This is a genomic window from Bradyrhizobium liaoningense (assembly GCF_018130825.1).
Classification (GTDB): domain Bacteria; phylum Pseudomonadota; class Alphaproteobacteria; order Rhizobiales; family Xanthobacteraceae; genus Bradyrhizobium; species Bradyrhizobium liaoningense_B.
Map to the genome: position 1 here is coordinate 114,389 of NZ_JAFCJS010000011.1, position 23,774 is coordinate 138,162.

General features: G+C 63.8%; 20 protein-coding genes. 7 read left to right on the plus strand and 13 right to left on the minus strand.

Translation table 11 applies throughout. The features are described 5' to 3' along the window. Positions 1 to 16: 16 nt before the first annotated feature. On the minus strand, positions 17 to 745 hold the full coding sequence (locus tag JQ603_RS34310) for a sulfite exporter TauE/SafE family protein (RefSeq protein WP_212346869.1): 729 nt from the start codon (positions 743 to 745) through the stop codon (positions 17 to 19). Between the two features lie 88 nt (positions 746 to 833). After that, the gene (locus JQ603_RS34315) at positions 834 to 1,022 is read right to left on the minus strand and encodes a hypothetical protein (protein ID WP_212346872.1); all 189 of its coding nucleotides are present in this window, start codon (positions 1,020 to 1,022) and stop codon (positions 834 to 836) included. Between the two features lie 449 nt (positions 1,023 to 1,471). Between JQ603_RS34315 and JQ603_RS34320 the strand changes: the two genes are divergently transcribed. Then, positions 1,472 to 4,564 carry an ATP-binding protein gene (locus JQ603_RS34320; protein WP_212346875.1) on the plus strand — a complete coding sequence of 1,031 codons (3,093 nt, stop codon included), beginning with the start codon at positions 1,472 to 1,474 and terminating at the stop codon, positions 4,562 to 4,564. Between the two features lie 1,028 nt (positions 4,565 to 5,592). On the opposite strand, the gene JQ603_RS34325 is transcribed toward JQ603_RS34320, so the two are convergent. From JQ603_RS34325 to nagA, 4 genes are all read right to left on the minus strand, one after another. Beyond that, positions 5,593 to 5,796, minus strand: coding sequence for a hypothetical protein (locus JQ603_RS34325; protein WP_212346878.1), 204 nt, complete (start codon positions 5,794 to 5,796; stop codon positions 5,593 to 5,595). A gap of 119 nt (positions 5,797 to 5,915) precedes the next feature. Further along, positions 5,916 to 8,363 (minus strand): arylsulfatase, encoded by a 2,448-nt coding sequence (locus JQ603_RS34330; protein ID WP_212347093.1) that lies wholly within the window; start codon positions 8,361 to 8,363, stop codon positions 5,916 to 5,918. A gap of 273 nt (positions 8,364 to 8,636) precedes the next feature. Next, positions 8,637 to 9,839 (minus strand): aspartate kinase, encoded by a 1,203-nt coding sequence (locus JQ603_RS34335; protein ID WP_212346880.1) that lies wholly within the window; start codon positions 9,837 to 9,839, stop codon positions 8,637 to 8,639. Next, positions 9,840 to 11,018, minus strand: a complete 1,179-nt coding sequence (nagA, locus tag JQ603_RS34340) for an N-acetylglucosamine-6-phosphate deacetylase (protein WP_212346882.1) — start codon at positions 11,016 to 11,018, stop codon at positions 9,840 to 9,842. Between the two features lie 118 nt (positions 11,019 to 11,136). Here nagA and JQ603_RS34345 point away from each other — a divergent pair, with 118 nt between their 5' ends. Genes JQ603_RS34345 through JQ603_RS34355 form a run of 3 tightly spaced genes read left to right on the plus strand, consistent with a single transcriptional unit; the run spans position 11,137 to position 14,046 of the window. After that, entirely contained in the window at positions 11,137 to 12,060 is a 924-nt protein-coding gene (locus JQ603_RS34345) for a BadF/BadG/BcrA/BcrD ATPase family protein (RefSeq protein WP_212346884.1), read from the plus strand. A gap of 19 nt (positions 12,061 to 12,079) precedes the next feature. Next, positions 12,080 to 13,036, plus strand: coding sequence for an N-acetylmuramic acid 6-phosphate etherase (locus JQ603_RS34350; RefSeq protein WP_212346886.1), 957 nt, complete (start codon positions 12,080 to 12,082; stop codon positions 13,034 to 13,036). Beyond that, positions 13,036 to 14,046, plus strand: coding sequence for an SIS domain-containing protein (locus JQ603_RS34355; RefSeq protein ID WP_212346888.1), 1,011 nt, complete (start codon positions 13,036 to 13,038; stop codon positions 14,044 to 14,046). Before JQ603_RS34350 ends, JQ603_RS34355 begins: the two co-directional genes overlap by 1 nt. A gap of 46 nt (positions 14,047 to 14,092) precedes the next feature. Here the strand turns inward: JQ603_RS34355 and JQ603_RS34360 are convergent, their stop codons facing one another. Both JQ603_RS34360 and JQ603_RS34365 read right to left on the minus strand, forming a co-directional pair. Continuing rightward, a complete protein-coding gene (locus JQ603_RS34360) occupies positions 14,093 to 14,890 on the minus strand; it encodes an adenylate/guanylate cyclase domain-containing protein (protein ID WP_212346890.1) in 798 nt (265 codons plus the stop codon). 110 nt (positions 14,891 to 15,000) lie between these two features. Further along, entirely contained in the window at positions 15,001 to 15,684 is a 684-nt protein-coding gene (locus tag JQ603_RS34365; RefSeq protein ID WP_212346893.1) for a TetR/AcrR family transcriptional regulator, read from the minus strand. Between the two features lie 199 nt (positions 15,685 to 15,883). Between JQ603_RS34365 and JQ603_RS34370 the strand changes: the two genes are divergently transcribed. Then, positions 15,884 to 16,732 (plus strand): sugar phosphate isomerase/epimerase family protein, encoded by an 849-nt coding sequence (locus JQ603_RS34370; RefSeq protein WP_212346896.1) that lies wholly within the window; start codon positions 15,884 to 15,886, stop codon positions 16,730 to 16,732. 1 nt (position 16,733) lies between these two features. After that, entirely contained in the window at positions 16,734 to 17,813 is a 1,080-nt protein-coding gene (locus JQ603_RS34375) for a Gfo/Idh/MocA family protein (RefSeq protein ID WP_212346899.1), read from the plus strand. Here the strand turns inward: JQ603_RS34375 and JQ603_RS34380 are convergent. From JQ603_RS34380 to JQ603_RS34395, 4 genes are all read right to left on the minus strand, one after another. After that, positions 17,810 to 18,994: an adenylate/guanylate cyclase domain-containing protein gene (locus tag JQ603_RS34380; RefSeq protein WP_212346901.1), complete on the minus strand. Its 1,185-nt coding sequence runs from the start codon at positions 18,992 to 18,994 to the stop codon at positions 17,810 to 17,812. The two genes, JQ603_RS34375 and JQ603_RS34380, sit on opposite strands and share 4 nt — an antisense overlap. A gap of 110 nt (positions 18,995 to 19,104) precedes the next feature. Beyond that, positions 19,105 to 19,689: a HutD/Ves family protein gene (locus tag JQ603_RS34385; protein WP_212346903.1), complete on the minus strand. Its 585-nt coding sequence runs from the start codon at positions 19,687 to 19,689 to the stop codon at positions 19,105 to 19,107. Positions 19,690 to 19,789: 100 nt separating this feature from the next. Then, positions 19,790 to 20,998, minus strand: a complete 1,209-nt coding sequence (locus JQ603_RS34390) for an ABC transporter substrate-binding protein (protein ID WP_212346905.1) — start codon at positions 20,996 to 20,998, stop codon at positions 19,790 to 19,792. A 25-nt stretch (positions 20,999 to 21,023) separates the two neighbouring features. Next, the gene (locus tag JQ603_RS34395) at positions 21,024 to 21,971 is read right to left on the minus strand and encodes an alpha/beta fold hydrolase (protein ID WP_212346907.1); all 948 of its coding nucleotides are present in this window, start codon (positions 21,969 to 21,971) and stop codon (positions 21,024 to 21,026) included. 94 nt (positions 21,972 to 22,065) lie between these two features. Here JQ603_RS34395 and JQ603_RS34400 point away from each other — a divergent pair, with 94 nt between their 5' ends. After that, complete coding sequence (locus tag JQ603_RS34400; protein ID WP_212346909.1) at positions 22,066 to 22,590, plus strand: MarR family winged helix-turn-helix transcriptional regulator; 525 nt, start codon at positions 22,066 to 22,068, stop codon at positions 22,588 to 22,590. 20 nt (positions 22,591 to 22,610) lie between these two features. On the opposite strand, the gene JQ603_RS34405 is transcribed toward JQ603_RS34400, so the two are convergent. Then, the gene (locus tag JQ603_RS34405) at positions 22,611 to 23,765 is read right to left on the minus strand and encodes an ABC transporter substrate-binding protein (RefSeq protein WP_212346911.1); all 1,155 of its coding nucleotides are present in this window, start codon (positions 23,763 to 23,765) and stop codon (positions 22,611 to 22,613) included. Positions 23,766 to 23,774: the final 9 nt, after the last annotated feature.

Below are 23,774 nucleotides of genomic sequence, written 5' to 3' on the forward strand. Positions count from 1 at the left end.
CGCATCGCGAGGCGCTCTACAATACCAGCAACAGTCCCGAAACCAGCAAGATGCTGAGAATAATTCGCCGGAACAACGCATCATCGACGCACCGAAAAACAAAAATGCCGAGCGCCGTTCCTGCGAGGAGTGCCGGGATGCTGACTGCGAAGTCAGCCAGGACCTTTGTCGACAGATCTCCTCGGACCAGCATGAGACCAAGTGCGAATATCTGCATGGCGGCGATGAAGGGTTGAACCATTCCGCGCTGCTCGGTTTTTGGCACGCCGTGGATGTCACACCATATGGTCGGTATTGCACCCGGCATCGCCGTCAACCCGCCGACAAAGCCTCCGCCGAAGCCGATCAATGCATTACGTGCCGCATTCATCTGCAAGCGATGAGAGAGCACCGGCCTGAACAGCGTATAGGCCGCATAGCAGGCGACGGCGAGACCAAAGCTCTCTCTGAAGATCCGCGCGTCCGCAGCTTGCAGCAGCCACACGGCGATCGGAACGCCGAGCAACCCGCCGACGACCAGTCCCGAGCTCTGTTTCCAGGGGATGCTTTTTCTCAGGGCCCAAAGACCCGCGGCTTGCACGGTGATGCTGCAGGCCATCATCAGCGGGACCGTCTCCACTGGTGGGAGAACGTGAAGGAGAATCGCGCCGGCTACCGCCGAAAAGGCAAAGCCCGCGAGGCCCGAGACGAAAGCCCCGCAAAACACAGCGACACTGAGCAGGCAGAACGACGCAACGTCGCCCATGAGCTAATCCTTTTTTGGTCGGTCGCATCCTGGAATGGCGACTTTGAATGGCGACTTGGAATGATGACTTGGAATGACGACTTGGCGATTAGTCCCCGGACGACAGTCCGGGCGGCTCGGGCGCTGCCACGACATCGTTCTGGCGGGTCGAAGTCAACATCGCGGCTGCAAGGATGTGCAGAACGAGAAAGCAGATGGCGATCGTTGCCAGCAGCGTAGTCTCGCTCGGTGCCGGAATCCGAAGTTTGCGCTCGGACGACTGTTCACCGAGCGACATTGTCGTGTCCTCCAACATCTGGCGGAGAGGCAAACTGGACCAGCTGACGATACTGTCGAAGAGTGCGCTCTGCCTGTAGCCGTCGCGAATGGTGGAGCGCCTGAAGGAGGCGCCCAGACCAGCCTTCTTTTCGAGAAGACCTCGTGGAGGCGACAAACGAATGCGCTAAAAATGACGCATCGCCTCTGGCTGACACTCTGCGGTTGAATAATGGCGCGGTGGATGCAGCGATCGACTGAAACATCTTGTGAAACAACAACCCATAGAACACGCGAGTGCGACGCCGCGCCTTGTCTTCCAAGCGCATGACACGAACACCTTGTGTGAGTGACTGGATACGGCCGGAAGTATCGAACGGGACGCCGCGCCGCGCTTTAATGCGGGCTTAATTTGTCCTTATCGTTTCCTTCATTTTGAACGCTGTGCTTGATTTCGGGCCGGTGTCCCGGTTGAATATCCGTCTCGCGCGCTCCCCCGAAGGCATTGTTTTGCTGTATCTATTTGACGATTTCGTCCTCGACACCGACCAGCGGGAATTGCGCCGTGACGGACGTACGATTCCGTTGCAGCCTCAGGTTTTCGACCTCCTCGAATATCTGATCCGCCACCGCGCCCGGGTGGTGACCAAGGACGATCTGATCAGCGCGATTTGGGGCGGGCGCATCATCTCGGAGTCAGCGCTCACCACCCGCATCAACGCAGCCCGTACGGGAATAGGCGATTCCGGCGGCGCGCAACGGCTGATCAAGACTTTACCGCGCAAAGGCGTCCGCTTCATCGGCACGGTGCGGGAAGCACAAAGGGAGGTCGAGAGCGCGGTCGTACCTCTGACGACTGAAGTCTCCACCCTGGTGGTCGGCCGGACAGCCCCCTTCGCGATGATCGACCAGATGACGCAGCAGGTATTGTCCGGCAAACGGCAGATGGCCTTTGTCACCGGGGAAGCCGGGATCGGCAAGACGGCCTTCATCGCCAGGGCGGTCGAACAGCTGACGGAACAGGGCTTCGATCAGCTCTATGGGCGCTGCACTGAACGATTCGGAACGGACGAAGTCTTTCTGCCACTGATCGATGCACTGGTGAGCCGTTGTCGCGCAAACGGTCCGGAATTGATTTCGGCCATTCGCGCGCACGCACCCACCTGGATACTGCAATTACCAGGCGTCATCGACGCATCGGAGCGCGCGGCTTTCCAGGATGAAGTGTTCGGCGCGACGCGCGAGCGGATGCTGCGCGAACTCTGCGATCTTCTGGAAGCGCTGAGCACCGGCCGCCCCTGGGTCCTTGTTCTCGAAGATCTGCACTGGAGCGACTTCGCGACACTCGACGTGCTGTCTCGCCTCGCGCGCGGGAACGGCAAGGCGCGCGTGCTGGTCCTCTGCTCCTATCGTCCGGCCGACGGTTCCGTCGGCGGGCATCCCATCCCTCGCCTGCACCGGGATCTCGAGATTCATGGATACTGCAGCGAATTGCGCCTCAATCGACTGTCGCCTGCGGAGGTCGAGCGTTACCTGGCCTTGCGCTTCGACGACGAGGGACTTGCCTCCAGCCTGTCAAAGCCCGTATTCGAACGAACGCTGGGGAATCCCTTGTTCGTTGCCTCGCTGCTCAAACACTTGATCGACCAGGGCTCGATCGTCGAAATGGACGGCAGATGGCGCCTGTCCTCACAGGCGGCATTTACGCACGATCGCATTCCAGACAGCCTCCTGAACATGATCGGCCACGAGCTCGATCGCCTCACCGATAGCGAGCGGCATCTGCTCGATGTCGCCAGCGTTGCCGGCGAAGACTTTTCTGCGGCCCTCGTTGCGGCCGGGTTGTCCGACGATGCGATCGACGTCGAAAGGAACATCGAAGCGTCGATCCGCAAGGATCAAATCCTCGTTCGTTCGGGAGCTTCCGAGTGGCCCGATGGAACATATTCGGGCTCTTACGCCTTTCGTCACATTCTCTATCAGAATATCATTTACCAGTCTCTGCCGCCCGGCCACCGCGCACAAACGCACAAGCGCCTGGGCAAGAGGCTGGAGGAAGCCTATGCCGGCCGCACCCATGAAATAGCGCCCGCGCTCGCACTTCACTTTGAGCAGGGTCGCGACTTTCCGAGCGCGTTGCGCTACCTGCGGGAAGCGGCAAACAGCTCGACCAAACGCCTCGGCCATGCGGAGGCCGCCAGCTACCTCACCCGCGCGCTTGGCATACTTGATCGTTTCGATGCCGCCGACAAACTCTCAACCCGCATCGCTCTTCTGCGAGAGCGAAGCTGGGCGCTTCGCTCGTGCGGCGACCTCGCAGGCTCCATTCGTGATCTGCGCGACATGATTGCCTGCGCCGAACAAGCGGGCGAGATCAAGCAGCAGCTCAACGGCCTCACGGCCGTGAGCAGTCTCTGCTTGCGCGTGGATCGCCACGCCTGCCTCGAGGCCGCTGACGACGTACTGTCGCGAAGCCAGGCGCTTGCGGACGACACATTCAAGGCTCTGGTCCAGGGCAGCAGCGCGAGCGTCAACCTGTTCCTCAACGGCTGGCGCATACAGTATGCCACGCTCTGCGACAGGGCGATCGAGCTGAGCGCGAATGCCACGAATTATGGCATCTTGATCAGGCGCAACGGAATATCCGGCATCGTAGATTGCTGGAGGTCGCGGTACCAGGAGTGCCGCCGCGCCGGCACGGAAGGAAAGCGGTTGGCGCGTTTGGCCGGCGACGTCTACACGTTCGTTCTGTTCAACGTGCTCGAATCAATCGCGCTCATTCATCTGGGCGAATGGCGCGAATTGCGACGTGAGATCACGGCCGGCCTCGAACTGGCCGTCAGAAACGCGAACGGCCCCAGCAGCGCCCTGTGCCGGTTGACGCTTGCGTGGTTGCACGTCGAAGCGATGGACTTTGATGGAGCCCGGGAGCTCTGCGAGAACGTCGACGATAGTCTGCTGGTCGGAGATCAGTCGACATACTTCCACAAGCGGGCGGTCCTTGCGAAAGCCTATGTCGGCCTGAACGATCCGGCGGGAGCTCGCAGGCAATTTGACGATATTGAGCGCCGCCGGCATGAAGAAGGCATCGACATCGAATTTACCGCCGCGACGCAGGTGTATCATTGCCTCGGCGAATATTACTTGCAGATTGACGACTTTACGCAGGCTCAGAGCTGCGCACGCCAGCTCCACGACTATGTGGCTACGGCGCCAGATCTCAATCACCTGGCCCAGGCCCACGCTCTGCTCGCACGTACTGCGCTTGCCCTCGGCGATTCAGCGGAGGCTCAGTTGCACCTGTCCCGCGCGCTGGAGATCGTCGATAGTGCCGACTTCCCGATTGCTTCCTGGCGGGTGTACCGCACGGCCGCCGAGATCTTTGCGAGGTGCGGAGACCTCGACAGCGCGGCGACACATCGCATGCGATTTGCCGAGACCGTCCGAAGGCTCGCGCAAAATTTCGAACCCGAGGATCGGCTGCACAAGAGCTTGCTCGCTGTGTTGGCAACGCGGACAGCGCAACTGGAAGCGATGACCCCGCTGCCTTCGCGGCCCGCTTAGCCGACGGGCCCGCCGAAGCCACAATCGATAGGCTGCCAGGCAGAGTGAGCCGCGCTCTCGAAGCGCGAGGCCGATCACTGTGAATTTCGGGTCCTGCTTGCTCCCCTCAGCCGCGTCGCGGTTGAGGGTGACTTCGCCCACCCTGCCATCTGGATACAGGTGAGAAGATCGACATAACTCTGGCTTCCTGCGGCTGTGGCTTCGCCTTCGCAGCTGTCGCGAGCAGGACCGGAAGCGTCGCCCCAAACCGCGGAGAGCTGTTGCCGCGCGGCGGACTCGTCGCGCATGCAGTCCGCAAAGCTCTGAGGAAGGGCAAGCCCCATTGCCTTGTCAACAGCTGTGGTCGCCTTGCACGTCGCCTCTACCTTCAATTCGGGGACGCGATCGGAGACGGGGATTACGAACAATTGCGCTCCGAGAAGTGCCGCAGATAGTGCTGCCATCGACATCTTGACCTCCTTCGCGCTCTATCAAACCAACCACCTTGCAATGCCATTACAGAAATTCGGATCAGAACTGGCCAGGCTGAGCCGGAGGAGCAGGCCAATCGGATCTCAAATTGTTCCTGTTGCCGCGATCAAATAAGTCTTGTCTGCACACAAAGCCGCTCCCGCAGCTCGTCGCTCGAGGCGGAGCCTGGCGAACATCGACGACCGTCACGACTTTTGCGCGCGGCGTCTTGGCAAAGGCGGCTGTCGTCAACACCGCTTCCAGGGCGAAAAGGACTGCAAGCAAGCATATCGTCCTCATGGGATGGCGCCCCTTCGGCTGACGCAGCCCGGGGGGCGGGCTGTCTCGGCAAATGCCGTACGCGCAATCGCCACGGCAGCAAAAGGAGAGGATGAGGACGCGTGATGCAGCAAGAGACATGTCAATCTCCGGCACTCGGAAAACGTCAGGTCTAACGAGACATCACCTTGCGGAACCGGCCTTGATCCAGATCAAGCTGGCTCCGGCGTTCCTCCACCGCGTGCATCTCGCATCGCAACGGTGCGAAGGTATGCCAGACCGTCACCCGCCGGGTGATGCTACTTCGAGAGCGAATGGCCGCTTGGTGGAGCAGGAAGCTCAAACGAGGAATCGATCCTGTTCGACGCCCGGATTTCTCTGATCAGAAGCCTTGCGAAATAGGCCCTCAACAGGCGGTCGAAAGTCGACTGTGCTTCGCTGACGTCGTCGCAGCCCTGAATGCTTAGGTCTTCGGCAACACCACCCAATACCTGTTGCACCATGACCTGCCTCCTCGAAGCAGATGCCCCCTTTTCCCTTCTCGCCAGTAAGGAGGAAGCCGAGAGGGATCGGCTTGATCCATCGCAACCGATTTGCGATTTTTTGAAACGCGAAGGGATCGTCAGTTCTTGCCTACGGTTTGGCCCTCCGGCTCGAGGTTGAATGTCAGCCTGTTGAGCTTGCCGGTGAACTTGAACGGAGGCTCGTAGCGATATTCCAGCAAGGCGACCCCCGTGCGGGTGTCCTGGCCGACGTCGAACGTCTCATCCTCGGGAAAAGTGACAGGCGTGGTGTGCTCCAGCGTGTTGCGTGCCACCTCCTTGCCATCCACCGACAAGATGCCCGTGCCGCCCTTGCCGAGGCCCGTCGCCTCCGGTTTGAACTCGAAGGCGATGGTGTGCTTGCCGGCCTCCAGCTCGGGCCCCTCCCATGTCGTGCGCTTGAGGTCGAGCAGGTTGTAGAGGAACACGACCCTGCCGCGCCCGACGCCAAACTCGCCCTTGCTCAGGAACAGGCCGTAGCCGCCGAAGCGCCCGCCGTGGGTAACGATCATGCCCTCCGCTCCACCTTGGGGAATCACCACCTCGGCGGTGATGGTGTAGCCCTTGTTCAGGATGCTCGGCGCGGCACTTGCCGGCGTGCCGATCAATTCGCCGGAGTACGTGAACTCCCCGCGCCCCGCGGTAAGGCTCGGACGCGGCGTGTTCCAGCGTGCCAATGTCGAGTTGTCGAGCGGCAGCACGTTGTACTTCTTCGCCTCGGCGTAGAAGAGATCCTGCATCTGCTTGAGCTTGTCCGGCATTTTGGCAGCGAGGTCGTCAAACTGGGTCGGATCCTCCTGCACGTTGTAGAGCTCCCAGTTGTAACCGGTGATCACGTCCGGCGGCGTCCTGGTGCTCAACTCCCATGGCAGTGTTGCCGGCGCCGTCGCTGCCACCCAGCCATCCTGATAGATGGCGCGGTTGCCCAGCATCTCGAAATATTGCGTCGTGTGGGTTGAAGGCGCATTCGCAGTCGCCGTTTCCCACGTGTACGCCATGCTCACACCCTCGATGGGATCCTGCTCGATGCCATTGACCATGTCGGGCTGCGCGATACCGGCCGCCTCCAGAATCGTCGGCACGATGTCGATGACGTGATGGAATTGACGGCGGATGCCGCCGGGATCTTTGATGTGACCGGGCCATGACATCACCACGCCCTGGGCCGTCCCGCCGAAATGCGACGGCACCTGCTTGACCCATTTGAACGGTGTGTCCATCGCCCATGCCCAGCCCGCGGCGAAATGCGGGAACGTCCGTTCCGATCCCCAGAACGGATACCAGAGAAACTGGTCCTTCACCGGCACGGGCACGCCGTTGAAGGTCGTAAATTCATTGGGCGTGCCGTTGACCATTCCCTCGGCGCTCGCGCCGTTGTCTCCACCGATGTAGATGATGAGCGTGTTGTCGAGCTGGCCAAGGTCGTCCACGGCCTGGATCACCCGTCCGATCTCGTGATCGGCGTAGGCGAGATACGCGCCGTAGATGTCTGCCTGCTTGATGAAGAGCTTCCTCTCTTCCAGGCCGAGCGAATCCCACTCCGGCAATCCTTTCGGCCACGGCGTCAGCTTGGCATGTTCGGGCATGATGCCGAGCCGCTTCTGGTTCGCGAAGATGGTCTGGCGCACCTTGTTCCAGCCCTCGTCGAAGAGGTGCATGTCGCTGACCTTCTTGATCCACTCAGGCGTGGGATGATGCGGCGCGTGAGTTGCACCAGGCACGTAGTAGATGAGCCAGGGCTTGCCCGGCGCGACCTCCTTGAGCTGCTTCATGTACTGAATGGCTTCATCCGCCATCGCGGTTTCCAGGTTCCAGCCGGGATTGTCGAGGAATGGATAGATCGCCGTCGTGTTGCGGAAGAGGTTCGGTTGCCATTGGCTGGCGTCGCCTCCGACGAAGCCGTAGAAGTATTCGAAGCCCATGCCATTCGGCCATTGATGGAACGGCCCGGCCTGGCTCGATTGATAGGACGGCGTGTTGTGGTCCTTGCCGAACCACGACGTTGCGTAGCCGTTCTCCTTGAGAATTGTGCCGATGGTGCCCTTGTCGATCGGGATGATGGAGTCGTAGCCGGGAAAGCCTGTCGCGATCTCGCCCACGACGCCGTAACCGACCGAGTGATGGTTACGGCCCGTGATCAGCGCCGCCCTTGTCGGTGAGCACAGCGATGTCGAATGGAAATTGGTGTATCGCAACCCGGCCTTGGCAATGCGATCCATTGACGGCGTAGGAATGACGCCGCCGAAAGTGCTGGGTGCACCAAAGCCCTGGTCGTCCGTCATGATGAGCAGCACGTTGGGCGCGCCCTTCGGTGGCACGACGCGTGGCGCCCACCACGGCGTCGACTCCGAGGCCTTCTCCTTGACCACGCCGCCGAATTTCGACGGGGGTGATGGAAGTTGCTTGCCGGTGATGGTGGTGGTGGCGCCCGGCGAGCCTGGAGTGCCTGTCACCTGTTGGGCCGGCAGCGGAGTCGAACCGAAGGTCAAAATGGCTGCGACTGCAAGTGCGCCGCGAGGGATTCCCATGACGAGCACTCCCTTGTGACCGCAAGACACGACAAGGGCTGCCATGGCAGGGGAGCAATCGGTTTGATTCAAATCAAGAGTTGGCCCTGCCCCGGACACCGATGCGCAATCCCCATTTGCGCTGGACGAACGCAACGCCCCAAAGCAACGCAACAGGCCTTCAAGGAAGAGTTGCCGCCCGGCGTAAATCCTCGATCACCTTCGACAAGCTGGCGTCGTTCGGCGTCAGCTTCGCGAGCCTTTCCGCATATCGCAGCATCGCGAGCACAGATCCTAGGCTTGCTGGACAAGCGTGTGCAACGCTTTGACGGCGGCCTCCCGGTCCTCCACAGGGAGAAACAGGCTGACCGAATGCGGTGACAACACGTACCTGTCGGGGACGATCCCGTGATCCTTAAGAACCTGCAACGCGCTGAACGGCAATTCCGACGAGATGCCACCGAAGCAGGTGAGACTCACCGAGCTTGAAGCTTGGCGCTGCTTGCGCAGATCCTTGGCGTGCTCCAGCGTGCGCAGCAGGGCATCGAGCCACTCCGTATCGCACGCCACGGTCATGCTGGTTTTTCCTGCGGCGAAGTGTGATGCAAGGAGCTGCGGCCACGACAGGCTGTTTTGCCTGAGATGCTGCGCGAGTTTCTCGAAACCGTGATTGAGATCCGTGGAATCGATTTCCACGTGCTCAATGCGGGCGATCGAGTTGACGGCGAGAACCTTCCCGTTTTCCATGCCTGAAACCTCTTTCATCACTTGCGTGCTGTGCCCGGCGCCACCCCACTGCTTGAGGACCAGAGGCACATCCTGACTTTGCGCCAGCTCCACGCTGCGAAAATGCAGGATCTTCGCACCCCAGAAGCACATCTCCGACAGGGATGCGAAGTCCACCTGCCGCAGGGGCCTTGCATCCGGCACGATGCGCGGATCGGCCGAACAAATTCCGTCGACCTCCTTGATGATTTCACAGCGTTCGGCCTTCAGCGCAGCGGCCATCGCGACGGCCGTGGTGTCGCTGCCGCCCCGGCCGAGCGTGGTGATTTCCCTGGTCGCCGGGTTCACGCCCTGGAATCCTGCCAGCACCACGACGCGTCCGCGGTCGAGTTCCTCGAGCACGCGAATGGGACGCACATCCAGAATGCGTGCGGAGGAATGGGAGTCGTCGGTCATCACGCCGGCCTGGCTGCCGGTGAAGCTGATCGCAGGCACGCCGAGATCGGAAAGCGCCATGCTCATCAGGGACATGCTGATGCGCTCGCCGGTCGTCAGCAGCATATCCAGCTCGCGGCGGTTCGGAGTCGGGCTGACCTGATGGGCCATCTCAATCAACTGGTCGGTGGTCGTGCCCATGGCGGAGACGATCGCCACGACACGATGACCGCGGCCCTGGAGGTCGGCGAGACTGCGCGCAACCGCGCGAATCTTCGCCGGTGTTTCCAGGCAGACACCGCCATATTTCTGCACGATGATGGGATGGTTGCGCATCTAACCTCGCCCGGAAGCCTCGCTCGCCTCGCCCATCGAGCCGACACCGGCTATCCAGGTGCCGAGGACCTCAAAGTTCGGATTGAAGGCGACAAGATCCGCGCGGTATCCCGGCGCGATCCGTCCAAGCTCGGACCCAAGGCCCAGAAATGAAGCGGGCGTCCGGGACGCCATGATGAGGGCATCGACGAGGGAGATTCCGATGAGCGCAGCAGCGTTGCGGACCGCCTCGATCATGGTGAGGTGAGCGCCCGCGAGCGTGCCATCCCGGCCGGTCAGGCGACCGTCGCACAACGTGATCTCCCTTCCCTGGAGCATGAATTGCCGGTCGTTCGTGCCCGCCAATGGCATGGCATCGGTGACCAGCATCAATCGATCGCGACCCTTGCAACGGAAGGCAACACGCAAACCGGCGCGGTCGACGTGGATGCCGTCGCAGATGATCCCTGCAAACAACCGGTCATCCCCCAGCGCGACACCCACCAGGCCCGGTTCCCGGGCGTTCAACTGCGACATGGCATTGAACAGGTGGGTCACCCCCGAGACACCGCGATCGACCGCCTGCCCGATTTCGGCTGCACTGGCGTCGCTGTGGCCGGCCGCGATACGCAATCCGGCGCCGATCAATTCATCGATCATGGACGCGGGCACGCATTCCGGGGCCAGGGTCACAATGGAGCGACCGCGGCGCCCGAAACTCTTGATGGCGGCGAGGTCGCGCCGATCGGGCAAGCGTATCTCGGCGTCCGGATGAATGCCCTTGCGGGACCTGTTGAGGGCCGGACCTTCCAGATGAAAGCCGAGCACGCCGGGAATTTCGAGGCACCCCTCGGCCGTTGCAGCCAATCGTTCGATGACCTCGCTTCGATCGGAGATGAGGGTCGGCAAACAGCCCGTGGTCCCGGCCTTGCGGTGCGCCTCGACGATGCGGCGAACTCCGGCCTCGGTTGGCTGGTCGTTGAGAAGCACGCTCCCGCCTCCGTTCACCTGGATGTCGATGAATCCGGGTGCAAGGATCGCATCTCGGGGAAGGCGGATTGACGCCCCCGCGGCCTCGTCGAAGCCAATGCTTTCAATCCGTCCCTGCGAGATCCTGACCGAGCCGGGTCCGCGCATGTCGGTCCCATCGAAGATGTGCTGCGCAGCAATCGTGAGAGAGGCAGAACCAGCGTGGCCCATCGGTATCGATCCGGGAATTGCCGTCACGGACTCGTGAGGCGAGTCTCGCACAAGAGTTCATATGTACGCCACGGGGACCTTGTGCGGACCCCAAGCGAAACCTTCGCGTTAACGTTCCATGGGAACAAAAGGTACCACGTATCTCGGCATTGATGGCGGCGGAACCCGCTGCCGCGCCCGGATCGAAGACGAAAACGGCACGGCGCTCGGCGAGGCGAGCTCGGGACCGGCCACGACGCGGATCGGCGTCGACAAGGCTTGGCGGTCCATCATGGAGGCCACCGAAGCGGCGGCCACACAGGCCGGGCTGAGCCGCGAGGATTTCGCCCAAATGCACGCCGGAATTGGCCTTGCCGGTATTGGGCGCCGGGGCGCGAAAGCGGCGCTCGGCGAGATCGCGCATCCCTTTGCGTCCGTCAACTTCATCAGCGACGGCCTCGCCGCCTGTCTTGGCGCCCATAGCGGCGCGGACGGGGCCATCGTCGTGGCCGGCACAGGCTCGGTCGGTGTCGGCCTGGTCGACGGCCGCGAGATCCGTCTCGCCGGGTACGGTTTTCCCGTGTCGGACGAAGGCAGCGGCGCCGACATCGGCCTGCAGGTTGTCCGACTGGCGCTGCGGGCCGCGGATCGCCGCGCCGAGCTGACTCCATTGCTTTCGGAGGTGCTGGGCGCATTCGATCACGATCCCTATCAGGCGGTGGCCTGGTCCGAAGAAGCCAAAGCCACGGACTACGCCGCATTCGCGCCGATCGTGATGCGGCACGCCAATCAAGGCGATCCGGTCGGCCGCCGCATTGTCGAACGCGCAGCCGATGCCATTGGCGATCTGCTCGATCTATTCCTGGCGAGAGGAACCGACCGGCTCTCGCTGGTGGGTGGGCTTGCGGATGCGATTACGTCCTGGCTGACGCCCGACCTGCGCGTCCGCCTGAAGCGTCCTGACGGCGACGCGGCGGCCGGCGCGTTACTGGTGGCGCGACGGCGGCTTGAACTACCCAGAATGGAAACCGAGCATGAGCCGGCTTCAAAGTTCCGCGTTTGATGGCGCATGGATCAACGATATGGCCACCGAAGAAGTCGATCCCCGCTTTGCCGATCTTGATGCATGGTCGCTGGCCGTGGCGATGGAAGCGATGTGGGAGGGCCAGCTTGCGGCAGTCGCTGCGATCGGCCGTGCTCTCCCCGCGATCACGGCGGCGACCGAAGCGGCCAAAATGGCGCTGGGCGATCACGGTCGCCTTGTCTATGTCGGCGCCGGCACCTCGGGGCGCGTGGCGGTCCAGGACGGCGCCGAGCTGACGCCGACCTTCGCCTGGCCCAAAGAGCGCGTCCGCTTCGTCGTCGCCGGCGGAGACAGTGCTTTCGTCACCAGCATCGAGGGCGCGGAGGATGACATTGATGATGCGGTCGCGCAGATCAATGCCGTGCGGCTCACAGCGCATGATGTGGTGATTGCGGTAGCCGCCAGCGGGACAACGCCGTTCACGGTCGCCGCGCTGCAGCAGGCAGGCTCCTGCGGTGCGATGACGGTGGGTGTCGCCAACAATCCTGGCACCGCACTGCTGGCATCGGCCAAGTTTCCTATCCTGATCGAGACTGGCCGCGAGCTGATCGCCGGCTCCACGCGGATGAAGGCCGGCACTGCGCAGAAGGTCGTGCTCAACCTGATCTCCTCGGGGATCATGCTGCGTCTTGGCCGGGTGTATCGCGGCATGATGGTGAACATGCAGCCAACCAATGCCAAGCTGAAGCGGCGCGCCGAAGCCATGGTGGCGCAAATCGCCGACTGCGATCCGTCGCACGCGGCGCGCTCGCTCGAGCAGGCAGAAGGAGACGTCAAGACGGCGGTCCTTCTGGCGCTGGGCGTCGACAGGGCTGATGCCGAGACCATTCTGAGGGACGGCGGCGGCAATCTCCGGCGCGTGTTTGCCGAGCTCGCCGGGGATCGGGACTCGCATAGTGACCGGCATCGCAAGGCACCGGCCGTACGCAAGCAGGGCGGAGCGGTCGAGCCGTGATGACATCTGCGATGGCGAGTGAAATCCTGGAAAGCGCCGATACCGTCGCGAAAATCGTTCGCAGCCGCCCCGCCACACGCGACATCGCGCAGCGAATTGAGATGGGCTCGGCCCCCCTGTGCGTCGTGTGTGGTCGGGGAAGCTCCGGGCATGCCGGGGTTTTCCTGAGATACCTTGTCGAGACGCGGCTTCGTCTTCCCGTTTCAGCGAGTGCTCCCTCGGTGATCACGGCATTTCGCACACCCTTGATGCTGCGCGATGCGCTGTTCATCGTGATCTCGCAATCAGGACGCAGTCCGGATCTCGTCGCAGCGACACGGTCGGCGCGGGCTTCGGGCGCCCGCACCATTGCCATCGTCAACACGACCTCGTCGCCGGTGGCCGACGAAGCGGAGTTCGTCGTTCCGATCGAAGCCGGCCAGGAGCACTCGGTCGCGGCGACAAAGACCGTCATTGGCTCGATGGCCGCCAGTGCCGGACTGGTTGCCGAGCTGGCGCAAGATCGTGCGCTGCGCTCAGCCCTCGACCGGCTGCCCGAGCGCCTGCACCGTGCGCTGGAGCTCGACTGGTCCGAGATTGCCGATGATCTCGTCAAGGCGTCGGCTGTGTTCGTGGCAGCTCGAGGCCTGGCCCTGGGCTCGGCGAGGGAGATCGCGCTCAAGCTTTCGGAAATCCTGCGCCTGCCCTCCATCGGCCTGAGCGCCGCCGAGCTGCAGCATGGGCCACGTGCCGCGCTGTCGTCGCGCACGCCCGTCGTCATGATGCGCCTGATGGATGAAACTGCGGCCAGTGTGGACGCACTTGCAGAGGAGTTGCGTGAGCAAAAGGTCGCGCTGCATCTCTGCGGCGGACCGCATGGCTCGCTGCCCTGGCTGGCCGAGGATGACCCTGCCACCGACCCGATCACCATGCTCGTTCCGGCCTATCGGATGATCGAGCAGGCGGCATGCGCCCGCGGATTTGACCCGGATCGCCCCCCTCGCCTGAGCAAGATTACCGAGACGTTTTAACGGCTGACCGATCGCGGGCTGGCGGCCAAAGCCGGAGCGTCGCGTCTCACCCCTCCACCCGGTACAGCCGCCAGCGCTCCGGCACGCCCTTGAGCCGGTGCATGCCGTGATCCCTCAGGCTGACCGCGGACTGCGCCTTCAACAGTTCCCTCACCGCGCTGGACACCAGCACTTCGCCGCCGCGCGCCTTGGCGGCGACGCGCGTGCAAATGTGGAAGGCGAGGCCAACCATCTCGCCGCCGCTGATCGTGTACTCGCCGGCGTGCAGGCCCACCCTGATCTCGAGCCCCAGCGTGCGCACGGCCTTCAGGATCGCGGTCGCGCAGGTGATGCCGGCGGCGGGCGCCTTGAAGGTCGCCAGCACGCCGTCGCCGGTGGTCACGACCTCCCTGCCGCGCGAGCTCTTCAGCTCCTTGCGCACGGCGGCGTAATAGTGGCCCATCACCTTGGTCCAGCGCGCATCGCCGAGCTTGGCGGCCTTCGCGGTCGAGCCGACGATGTCGACGATCAGGATGGTGGCGAGCGCCTTCTTGAGCTCGGCACTGCGCGCGGCCGATGGACGCCGGTTCGCGATAGCCCCGGTCAGTGGCTCATAGCGGTGGTTGCGTCGCCGCGCGATCGCGGCCTTGGCATAGTCCTCGGCGCGCTGCGACGTGCGGCAGCGGATCGTCTTCTCCTGCGGTACGCGCGTCCAGTAGACCGTTCGCACGGCACCAGCGCCGCTGACCTCCACCGCGCCCCATTTCAGGAAGATCGTCGAGCCGGCACGCCTGATGCACCACGCCTTCGACGTGTACCCGGAGACGTTCGACTGATGGACACCGATGCGAAGAAATTTGGGCATGAACGGGCGGCTGATCGCGGGTCCGTCTGGGCTACCTGAGGCGAAGCGTAGTCGGACATTCCCGCGCTGGCAACAACATCCATCGATGCCTCCACGGCGCTCGCCGCAGCTCAATCCTTGCGCACGTAGCGCCAAAGCAGATCGGCGGTCTCGGCGCGGCGCTGGGCTCTTGCCTTGGGCGAGGACATGTCGAAGGCAAATTGCGCCTCGAAGGTGTGACGGTTGGCGACCGCGAAGAAGCTCAGCGCATTCAGCGTCATATGCAGCTCGACCGGATCGATGCCGGGCCGGATCGCGCCGCCGGCCGCGCCGCGATCCAGCACCTTGGCAATCTGGCTGATGCTCGGCTGCGTCATCTCCTTGAGCCTGCGGCTGCTGGCCATGTGCCGTCCGCGATGAATGTTCTCGATGCTGACGAGGCGGACGAATTGCGGATGGGCCTGGTGGAAATCGAAGGTGAATTCGGCAAGCCGGCGGATCGCAGCCTCCGGCTCCAGCGCCTCGAGATGAAGATCCTCCTCGGCCGCGCGCATCTCGGCATAGGCCATCTCCAGCACCGCGGTGAACAGCTCTTCCTTGGAGTTGAAATAGTAGAAGATCAGCCGCTTGGTGACGTTGGCGCGGGCGGCGATGGCATCGGTGTTGCCGCCGGACAGGCCGTTCTCGGCGAATTCCTCGAAAGCGATGTCGAGGATCTCCTGCCGCGTCCGCTCGCGGTCGCGCCGCTTGACCGGCGCAGACTTGACCGGCGCAGACTTGGCGGCACGCGCGCCCTGCTTCTTCACACTTGCCATCTCGCAGTTCAGTCCTTCGCTCCGGCCGCCGGATCGCCTCACCTCCATAGCGCAATCGAGGCGGCTTGACATCAATTATCCCGTGGATTAATTAACAATTAACCTATGGATTAATTAATGGGAGGAGACAGATGCAATCGACCGGCGCCCGCCGCACCGTCTCCTGCTCGCGGGCTTGTCCGCACCGGAGCGTTGAAGCGTGACAAAGCTCGGTCTTGCCCACCTCACCGCATTGGAGCTTGCACCGGCGCGGCTCGTTGCCGAGGCCGCGCGGGCTGGATTTGCCACGGTCGCATTGCGCTTCATCCCCGCGACCGCCGACGGGCCGGCCTATCCGACCCAAACAGGCACCGAGGCCCACCGCGCACTCAAGCGCGTGCTGACGGACGAGGGCGTGCGGGTCAGCGATATCGAGCTGGTCCAGCTCAAGCCGGGCATCGAGATTGCTTCGCTCGCAGGCTGTCTCGAAGCCGCCGCCGATCTCGGCGCGACAGCGCTCATCGCTTCCGGCGACGATCCGGACGGGCCGCGGCTCACCGCCCATTTCGCCGAGCTCTGCCTGCTCGCCGCATCCTTTGGCCTGCGCGTCGATCTCGAATTCATGCGCTGGCGCGCGGTCGGCAACCTCGCCCAGGCCGCGGCGGTCGTGCGCGATGCAGGCCAGAGGAACGGCGCCATCCTGGTCGACGCGCTGCATCTGACGCGTTCGGGCGGCCGGGCCGCCGACCTGATCACCCTTCCCGACCATTGGCTGCGCGCCGCGCAGCTCTGCGATGCCACAGCCGACGCGCCGGCAACGGAAACGGCCATCATCGCCGAGGCGCGCGAGGGACGGCTGCCGCCCGGAGACGGTGCCTTGCCGCTCGGTCCGCTGCTGGAGGCGCTGCCCGGTGATGCTGCGCTCAGCGTCGAGATGCCGATGCCGGCGCTGGACGCAAGCGAGCGGATCGCCACGGCGTTCAATGCAGCCAGGCACGTGATCGAAGGCCGCGACCGCGGCGCCGGTCGACGCGACTGTCACGGTGGGCTTAACCAACGGAACGCATGACATGACGAAAATCAGGATTGCCGTGATCGGGGCGGGGTTGATCGGACGCAAGCACCTGCGCAAGCTCGCCGAGCATGGCGACTACGAGCTCGTCGGCATTGCCGACGTCAATGCCGCGCAGGTCGCAGCCGAACAGCCCGGCGCGCGCGTCTTCGGGGATTATCGCAAGCTGCTCGACGAGGCGCGGCCCGAGGCGGTGATCATCGCCTCGCCCAACCAGTTGCATGCCGAGAACGGCATCGCCTGCGCGCGAGCCGGAATCCATATCCTGATCGAAAAGCCGGTCACCGGTACGCTCGAGACCGCCGCGGGTCTGATCGCCGAGGTCCGCAAGGCCGGCGTCCGCTCGCTGGTCGGTCACCACCGCCGTCACCACAGGCAGGTGAAGGCGCTCAAGACGCTGCTTGGCGAGAACCGCATCGGCGATGTCGTCGGCGTCTCCGCGATCTGGGCCGTCCACAAGCCGGCGGACTATTTCAAGGCCGCGCCCTGGCGGTCGCAGGCCGGCGGCGGCCCGATCCTGATCAATCTGATCCACGAGATCGACTTCCTGCGCTTTACGCTGGGCGAAATCGTCGCCGTGGAGGCCATCGCCGCGAACCGCCAGCGCGGCTTCGCCGTAGAGGATACCGCGGTCGCGCTGCTGGCGTTCGAGAGCGGCGCACTCGGCACGTTCTTTCTCAGCGACTGCGCCGTGTCCCCCTGGACCATGGAGCAGGGCCTTGGCGAGGCGCCGGAGTTTCCGTTCAGCGGGCAGAGCAGCTACCGCCTGATGGGCCGCCGTGGCGCGATCGAGTTTCCGAGCCTCGATCAATGGACGCAGGAAGGCGGCGCGCAGGACTGGAACAAGCCGATCCTGGTTCAGGCCAACCATGCGGTCTCGATCGATCCTTACGTCGCCCAGCTCGATCATTTCCGCGATGTGGTCCGGGGCGTGACGCCGTCGCTGCAGCCGGTCGAGGACGGCGCGCGCAGCCTGCTGGTGACGCTCGCCATCGCCGAGGCCGCGACATCCGGACGGCGCATCGACCTGCGCGAGCGCTATGCGGCGCTCGCGGGCGGGCAAGGCTCTTCACTCTAGAACGCAAACAGCTCGATCGGATCGCTGAAGCCGCGCACCTCGTATTCGCCGACGCGCTCCAGCTCGAATTTCGGCTGGACCTGCTCGGCGAAATCGCGCGACAGCAGCACGTTGCGCCCGAGCTGCTTGGTGAGCGCTTCGAGGCGGGAGGCCATGTTGACGGCGGGGCCGATCACGGTGAAATCGAGCCGGCTCGATGATCCGATATTGCCGTACATGACGTCGCCGACATGGACGCCGATGCCGTAGTTCAGCGGCGCGCGGGCGCTGCTCTTGTTGCGCTCGTTCAGCGCGGCCATGGCCTGGCGGGCTTCGCTCACGGCATGCAGCAGGTTGGCGCAGGCATCGGGCTGGCTCAGGGGGAAGATGGCGAGCAGGCCGTCGCCGATGAATTTCAGGATCTCGCCGCCGTGCCGCGCGATCGGCTCCGACATCGCGTCGAAATAGTCGTTGAGCAGATCGATGACGTCGTCGCGCGGCCAGTTGTCGGAGATTTTCGTGAAATCGCGCAAGTCGCAGATCATGATCGCCGCGCGCACCGTGGTGCCGGTGCCGCGCCTTGTGGCGCCGGCCAGGATCAGCTCGCCGGCATGCGAGCCGACATAGGTCTCCAGCAGCGTACGGGCCAGGCGGTTCTTGATGCGGATCTCGCTGACCAGCGCCAGCACCGGCAGCACGTTCTTCAGGGCCGCGATATGCGCATCTTCGAAACCGCCGGGCCGGTCGGTCGCGAAGGTGACGAAGTGGCGCTTGCCGAGCGTGTGATGGAGCGGCCAGACAACGTAGTCGGTCAAGCCTTTCGCGCGCATCTCGTCATAGAGCGCGTGCTTGCGGCCGAGCGACGGATCGCCTTCGAGCTTCTCGCGGAGCTCGGTCGCGCCGTCCATCATTTCGTTGATAGGACTGCCGATGAACTCGGATCGCTCGATCACGTCGAAGTCGACCCGCGTTATCTTCGCCTCGCGCATGCCGTCCGACCACATGAAACCGGCGCCGAGCCATTGCGGATGCTGGATGCGGACGTGCATCGTCGACCGCTTGAGCGGAATGCCCGCCTGCTGGAGACGGATGCACATCTGCGCGAAGATGTTGTCGATGAAGCGCTCGTCGCGCGTGCCGTTGGTCAGCCAGTCGACAACGCTGTCGGACAGCGTAGGGGGATTCTGGTGTGGCGCGTTCATATCCGGCCCCTTCGCGGCGGTCTGCATCGACAGCAGATATAGTGCGCCGGCGGGGTCGCGCCAACCTAGCCAGTTGCACGGATCGTGCGCATCGGAAGGGCGGTTGCAGCCTAGCCGACGAGCTGGATCGACGCCAACACCGCCAAGCCTGAAACGAGCGCCAGGCTGGACGCCTCGGTCAGCTCGACCTTCAGCGTACATTCGTGCGAAATCGCAAAATCCTCTCCGCCAAGACGGATGCGGCAATCGCCATGCGCGGCGTAGACCAGATGTGTGCCGGCGGACAATGGCCGCTCACCCGGTTCCCTCAGCGCCGCGAGCTCGATCTCTGCAGCGCCCCGCCGCGCCATCAGGTTCACGACCTCGACCGGACCTGCCTCGAGCGCGGTGACGATCTCGAGCTCGCCGGTGAAGCGCACCGTCGTAAAAGGTTCACGCTCGTCGAATTCCCGCCCCGGCGACCTCAGCACCAGCCCGCGCCCCTTGACGACCATCTGCAGGCGGTCGATGCCGGGCATGTAGGAGAACGGACCAGGCGCCACGATCGGCGTGGAGGCAAAGCGCCAGAGCAGGCTGTTCCAGTCCTTCACCGGGCTGTCTGCACGATGGGCACCCGCGATATCGGTGAAGATGCCGCCGCCGTTCTTCCAGGGCGAGCGGGTGTAGTCTTCGGATCTGAGCAGCGTGGTTTTCATGTGTTGGGGTCGTCCGGGATCGCAAGAGGGCGAGATATCACACCCGCATCATGCCCGTGGCGAGCTCGCTTTGCCACTCCGTTCGACGGCCGTCCCCGATTCAGCGGCTGGAGGCCTTGACCAGCGGACATTTGCTCTCCGCGAGCGGCCAGACCGTCTCTTCTGGCGGAATCTTGCGTACGATCTCGAAATAGTCCCAGGGGTATTTCGAGTCCGACGGCTTCTTGACGCGGACCAGATACATGGTGCGCGTCACCCGGCCATCCTCGCGAATGCGCGCATCCTCCGAGAAGACGTCCTCGACGGGGAGCGCCTTCATGGCTGCTGCGACCTTGTCGGCGTCGTCGGTGCCGGCGCTGGCGACGGCCTTCAGATAATGGCGCACGGCGCCATAGACGCCGGCATGCAGCATCGACGGCATCATCCCGGTTTTCGCAAAGAACGTCTTCGACCAGGCGCGCGTCGCCTCGTTCATGTCCCAGTAGGACGCCGTGGTCAGGTAAGTGCCCTGCGCGCCCTTGAGACCGAGAGCGTGCACGTCCTGAAGGAACAGGATCAGCGCGGCGAGATTCTGGCCACCTTGCGTCAAGCCGAATTCGCCGGCCTGCCGCATCGCGTTGACAGTGTCGTTGCCTGCATTGGCGAGGCCGATCACCTTGGCGCCGGAGGACTGCGCGCTCAGCAGGAATGAAGAGAAGTCCGGCGTGTTGAGCGGATGGCGGGCCACACCCAGCACCTTGCCGCCCGAGGCGGTGATCACGCTGGTCGCGTCCTGCTGAAGCTGATGACCGAAAGCATAGTCGGAGGCCAGAATGAACCAGCTGCTGCCGCCGGCCTTGACCACGGCAGACGCGGTGCCGTGGGAGACGGCATAGGTGTCGTAGGTCCAGTGGAAGCCATAGGGCGAGCATTGCTCATTGGTAAGCGCGGTCGTGCCGGGACCGGAATAGAGGACGATCCGCTTCTTTTCCCGGGCAAGGCCCTGGACCGCGAGGGCAACGCCCGAATTCGGCACATCGACGATCGCATCGACGTCCTCGACGTCGAACCAGCGGCGGGCGATCGCCGAGCCGACATCGGCCTTGTGCTGGTGGTCGGCGGAAATGATCTGGATCGGCTTGCCCAGAACCTTGCCGCCGATTTCATCGGCCGCCATTTCTGCAGCGACCAGCGAGCCCTTGCCGGTGATGTCCGCGGTGACGCCGGCCATGTCGGTGAGCACACCGAGCTTGACGACGTCGCCACTGACTTGCGCCTGTGCGGCGACGGGAAGCGCAAACAGCAGCAGAGCGCGCGCAATCCAATTCATCTGTCGTCCCCCTCGATGCGATATCTCAGCATTTGACGGCGTCGAGCCAGGCCAGGATCATGGCGGCCAGATCGTCGCTGTTGTCCTCGATCATCATCATGTGACCGTTGCCCTCGATGCCGCGATCCGGAAGCCAGACGAATTCTGCGCCGAGATAGCCGGCCGTCGCCGCATCGACCTCGCGCGGATGGCGCGGATCGCAGTCCCCGGTCACGATCATGATCGGCGTCGATCGCAGGCGCATGGGATCGCCGATCCTGAGCCCGCGGCCGGCGATGTTGAAACGCTCGTTCAGGATGCGCGCGCTCTCCGGCGCGAATGAGCGGCAGTAGTTTTCGAACGCGCCCTGCGGAAAGCGCGGCGTATTGGCCCAATAGGCCGCAGCAAACTCCGCCGTCAGCCACACCGGCCTGGTTTCATCCGAATAGACCGGGTGACCGGCGCTGGCATCGTCGCGCAAGGCGATGATCGATGCGGGATCGTCGGGCAGATCGCGCAGCAGATTGGCCGGCGGCCCCGGCGCGATGCCGATCACGGCGCGGACGAGATCGGGACGACGCTCCGCCATCCACCATGCCATCGGTCCGCTCGCCGAATGTACCAGCAGCACGGCAGGGCCGATCTGCTCGACCAGCGCCAGCAGCGAGGTGGCGACGTCGGCGGTGCCCAGCCGTGGAAAATCCGCCGGTTGCGGCGAGCGGCCGTGGCCGGGCCAGTCCGGCACCAACACATCCCGGCCAGCCGCGGCGAACCGCACCGCCCAACCCGGCCGTCCATCCGGCGTCGCCAGATAGCACGTCCCGGTGTGACCGGCGCCGTGAACCATGACGACGGGCGCCCTGCCCGTGGCCGCGCGCGGCGATGCCACATGATCGACATAGACCGGATGCGCCGGCGTTCCCGCATAGAAACACCGAACCTCGCGCTCGCACGACGGGTCTGTAGCGCTCCGCCAGGCCGGCGTCGCCTCCATCCGTTCCTCCACAACTATCGACGACGACCGTTCTTGCGGGCCGCGCGGCGATGTTAAGATCATGCCGGATCGAAAAGCAACCAGAAAGTCTCATATGAGACCATCTCGAAAATCATCGAACGGCACGACCAAGGGCCTCCAGGCGGAGCGGGAGCCGCTCGCGGCGGTGATCGGAGGGACCGAGCTCCAGATCGCGTACCGGATGGGTTACGTGCTGAACTTCTACCGCGAGCCGTCGTTCCGGCGGATCGAGATGGAGCTCGGTCTGACGCGACCGGAGATCGTCACCCTGATCTTCCTGAACTTCCGCGAAGGCGTGACCGCGAGCGAGATCTGCGAATTCTCCGGCCATCTCAAGGCCAATATCAGTCGCGGCATCATCGCGCTGGAGAAGAAGAAGCTGATACGGCGCGCCGCCGACAAGACCGACAGCCGCCGTCAGCAATTGTTCATGACGGCGGCCGGCCGCGCGCTCTATGCGCGATACATCCCGGCCCTGCGCGAGCGGGAGCGCGCCATGCTCGCGTGCCTCACGCGGGCCGAGCGCAACGAATTCGAGCGCCTGCTCGACAAGCTCGCCGCGCACGTGCCGCAATGGGCCGCGCTCGACGAGCTCTGAGTCTGGCGCGGGCGGGGCCGCTACTCGCCCTTGCCGCCCTTCAGCTTCGGCAGCGTCTCGACGATCTTCTGCTTGCCGTCGATGATCTCGGCAAGGAAGCTGGCGCGGTCGATGTCGCCGTTCTGATCCCAGCTGGCTTCCATCAGCATGCCAGGGGCCTTGTCGGGCGTCAGGGTCAGGCCTTTCATTGCCGCGCCAAAGGCCTTGCTGTCGAACTTGCCGATCTTCTCGGTGACGTATTTGACGAGATAGACGGCGGTGTAGCCCTTGATGCCGTTGTGATCGGGCCGGTACTTGTAGCGCTCGCTGAACTTCTTCGTGAAGTCCTCGATCGCCGGCACCGGCGCATCGGCGGACAGGCCGACATGGCCGCGCACGCCGTTGGCGGCGGGACCGGCGAGCTCGACCACCTTCTGGCTGAGCAGCGTGGTCTCGCCGAACAGCGGCGTTGCCACGCCCTGCCGCTTCGCTTCGATGAGGAAGCGGGCACTCTCCTCCTCGTTGGTGTAGACGAAGATCGCATCGGCCTTGGCGCCCTTGAGCTTGATGACGTCGGAGCCGAAATCGACCTGGCCCTGCTCGGTCGAGATATCGGCCGCGATCTCGATATTGCGCGCCTTCATCTCCTTGACGAAATTGTCGCGGCCGCCCTTGCCGAAATCATTGTTGACCCAGACCACCGCGACCGCCTTCACCTTGAGCTTGTCGTGCAGGTAGTTGGCGATCTTCGGCATCGAGAATTGCTGGCCGAAGGCGGTGCGGAACACCCAGGGATTGCCTTGCGTGGTGATGTCGGCGGCCTCGGCGCCGACGATCTGTGGGATCTCCGCGGCCTGCGTCAGTGCCATGTTCACCTTGACCGAACCCGAATAGATCGGACCGAGCACGGCATAAGGGTCCTTGTCGAGGACCTTCTGCACCTGGGCGCGCGAGATGCCGGGGTTGCTCTGGGTGTCCAGGTGCTCGGTCTGGATCTTGCGACCCAGAATGCCGCCGGCATTGTTGATCTCGTCGACAGCGAGCGCAACGCCGTCGCGCCAATTGGTGCCGGAGACGGCGCCGGGCCCGGACAGCTCGATGACGTCGGGGATGTACACGGTGCTTTGCGCGCAAGCCGCGCTTGCCCACAGCGATGCCGCAATCGCGATTCCAATCGGCCCTGCAAAGTGCCTCATGACGTCCTC

Coding starts and splice junctions, on each gene's coding strand:
- JQ603_RS34375 (WP_212346899.1), top strand. CDS start 16,734: ATGACGAAAATCAGGATTGCCGTGATCGGGGCGGGGTTGATCGGACGC.
- JQ603_RS34395 (WP_212346907.1), bottom strand. CDS start 21,971: ATGGAGGCGACGCCGGCCTGGCGGAGCGCTACAGACCCGTCGTGCGAG.
- JQ603_RS34315 (WP_212346872.1), bottom strand. CDS start 1,022: ATGTCGCTCGGTGAACAGTCGTCCGAGCGCAAACTTCGGATTCCGGCA.
- JQ603_RS34355 (WP_212346888.1), top strand. CDS start 13,036: ATGACATCTGCGATGGCGAGTGAAATCCTGGAAAGCGCCGATACCGTC.
- JQ603_RS34380 (WP_212346901.1), bottom strand. CDS start 18,994: ATGAACGCGCCACACCAGAATCCCCCTACGCTGTCCGACAGCGTTGTC.
- JQ603_RS34325 (WP_212346878.1), bottom strand. CDS start 5,796: ATGGTGCAACAGGTATTGGGTGGTGTTGCCGAAGACCTAAGCATTCAG.
- nagA (WP_212346882.1), bottom strand. CDS start 11,018: ATGGGCCACGCTGGTTCTGCCTCTCTCACGATTGCTGCGCAGCACATC.
- JQ603_RS34360 (WP_212346890.1), bottom strand. CDS start 14,890: ATGCCCAAATTTCTTCGCATCGGTGTCCATCAGTCGAACGTCTCCGGG.
- JQ603_RS34345 (WP_212346884.1), top strand. CDS start 11,137: ATGGGAACAAAAGGTACCACGTATCTCGGCATTGATGGCGGCGGAACC.
- JQ603_RS34335 (WP_212346880.1), bottom strand. CDS start 9,839: ATGCGCAACCATCCCATCATCGTGCAGAAATATGGCGGTGTCTGCCTG.
- JQ603_RS34350 (WP_212346886.1), top strand. CDS start 12,080: ATGGCCACCGAAGAAGTCGATCCCCGCTTTGCCGATCTTGATGCATGG.
- JQ603_RS34310 (WP_212346869.1), bottom strand. CDS start 745: ATGGGCGACGTTGCGTCGTTCTGCCTGCTCAGTGTCGCTGTGTTTTGC.
- JQ603_RS34405 (WP_212346911.1), bottom strand. CDS start 23,765: ATGAGGCACTTTGCAGGGCCGATTGGAATCGCGATTGCGGCATCGCTG.
- JQ603_RS34330 (WP_212347093.1), bottom strand. CDS start 8,363: ATGGGAATCCCTCGCGGCGCACTTGCAGTCGCAGCCATTTTGACCTTC.
- JQ603_RS34400 (WP_212346909.1), top strand. CDS start 22,066: ATGAGACCATCTCGAAAATCATCGAACGGCACGACCAAGGGCCTCCAG.
- JQ603_RS34390 (WP_212346905.1), bottom strand. CDS start 20,998: ATGAATTGGATTGCGCGCGCTCTGCTGCTGTTTGCGCTTCCCGTCGCC.
- JQ603_RS34365 (WP_212346893.1), bottom strand. CDS start 15,684: ATGGCAAGTGTGAAGAAGCAGGGCGCGCGTGCCGCCAAGTCTGCGCCG.
- JQ603_RS34385 (WP_212346903.1), bottom strand. CDS start 19,689: ATGAAAACCACGCTGCTCAGATCCGAAGACTACACCCGCTCGCCCTGG.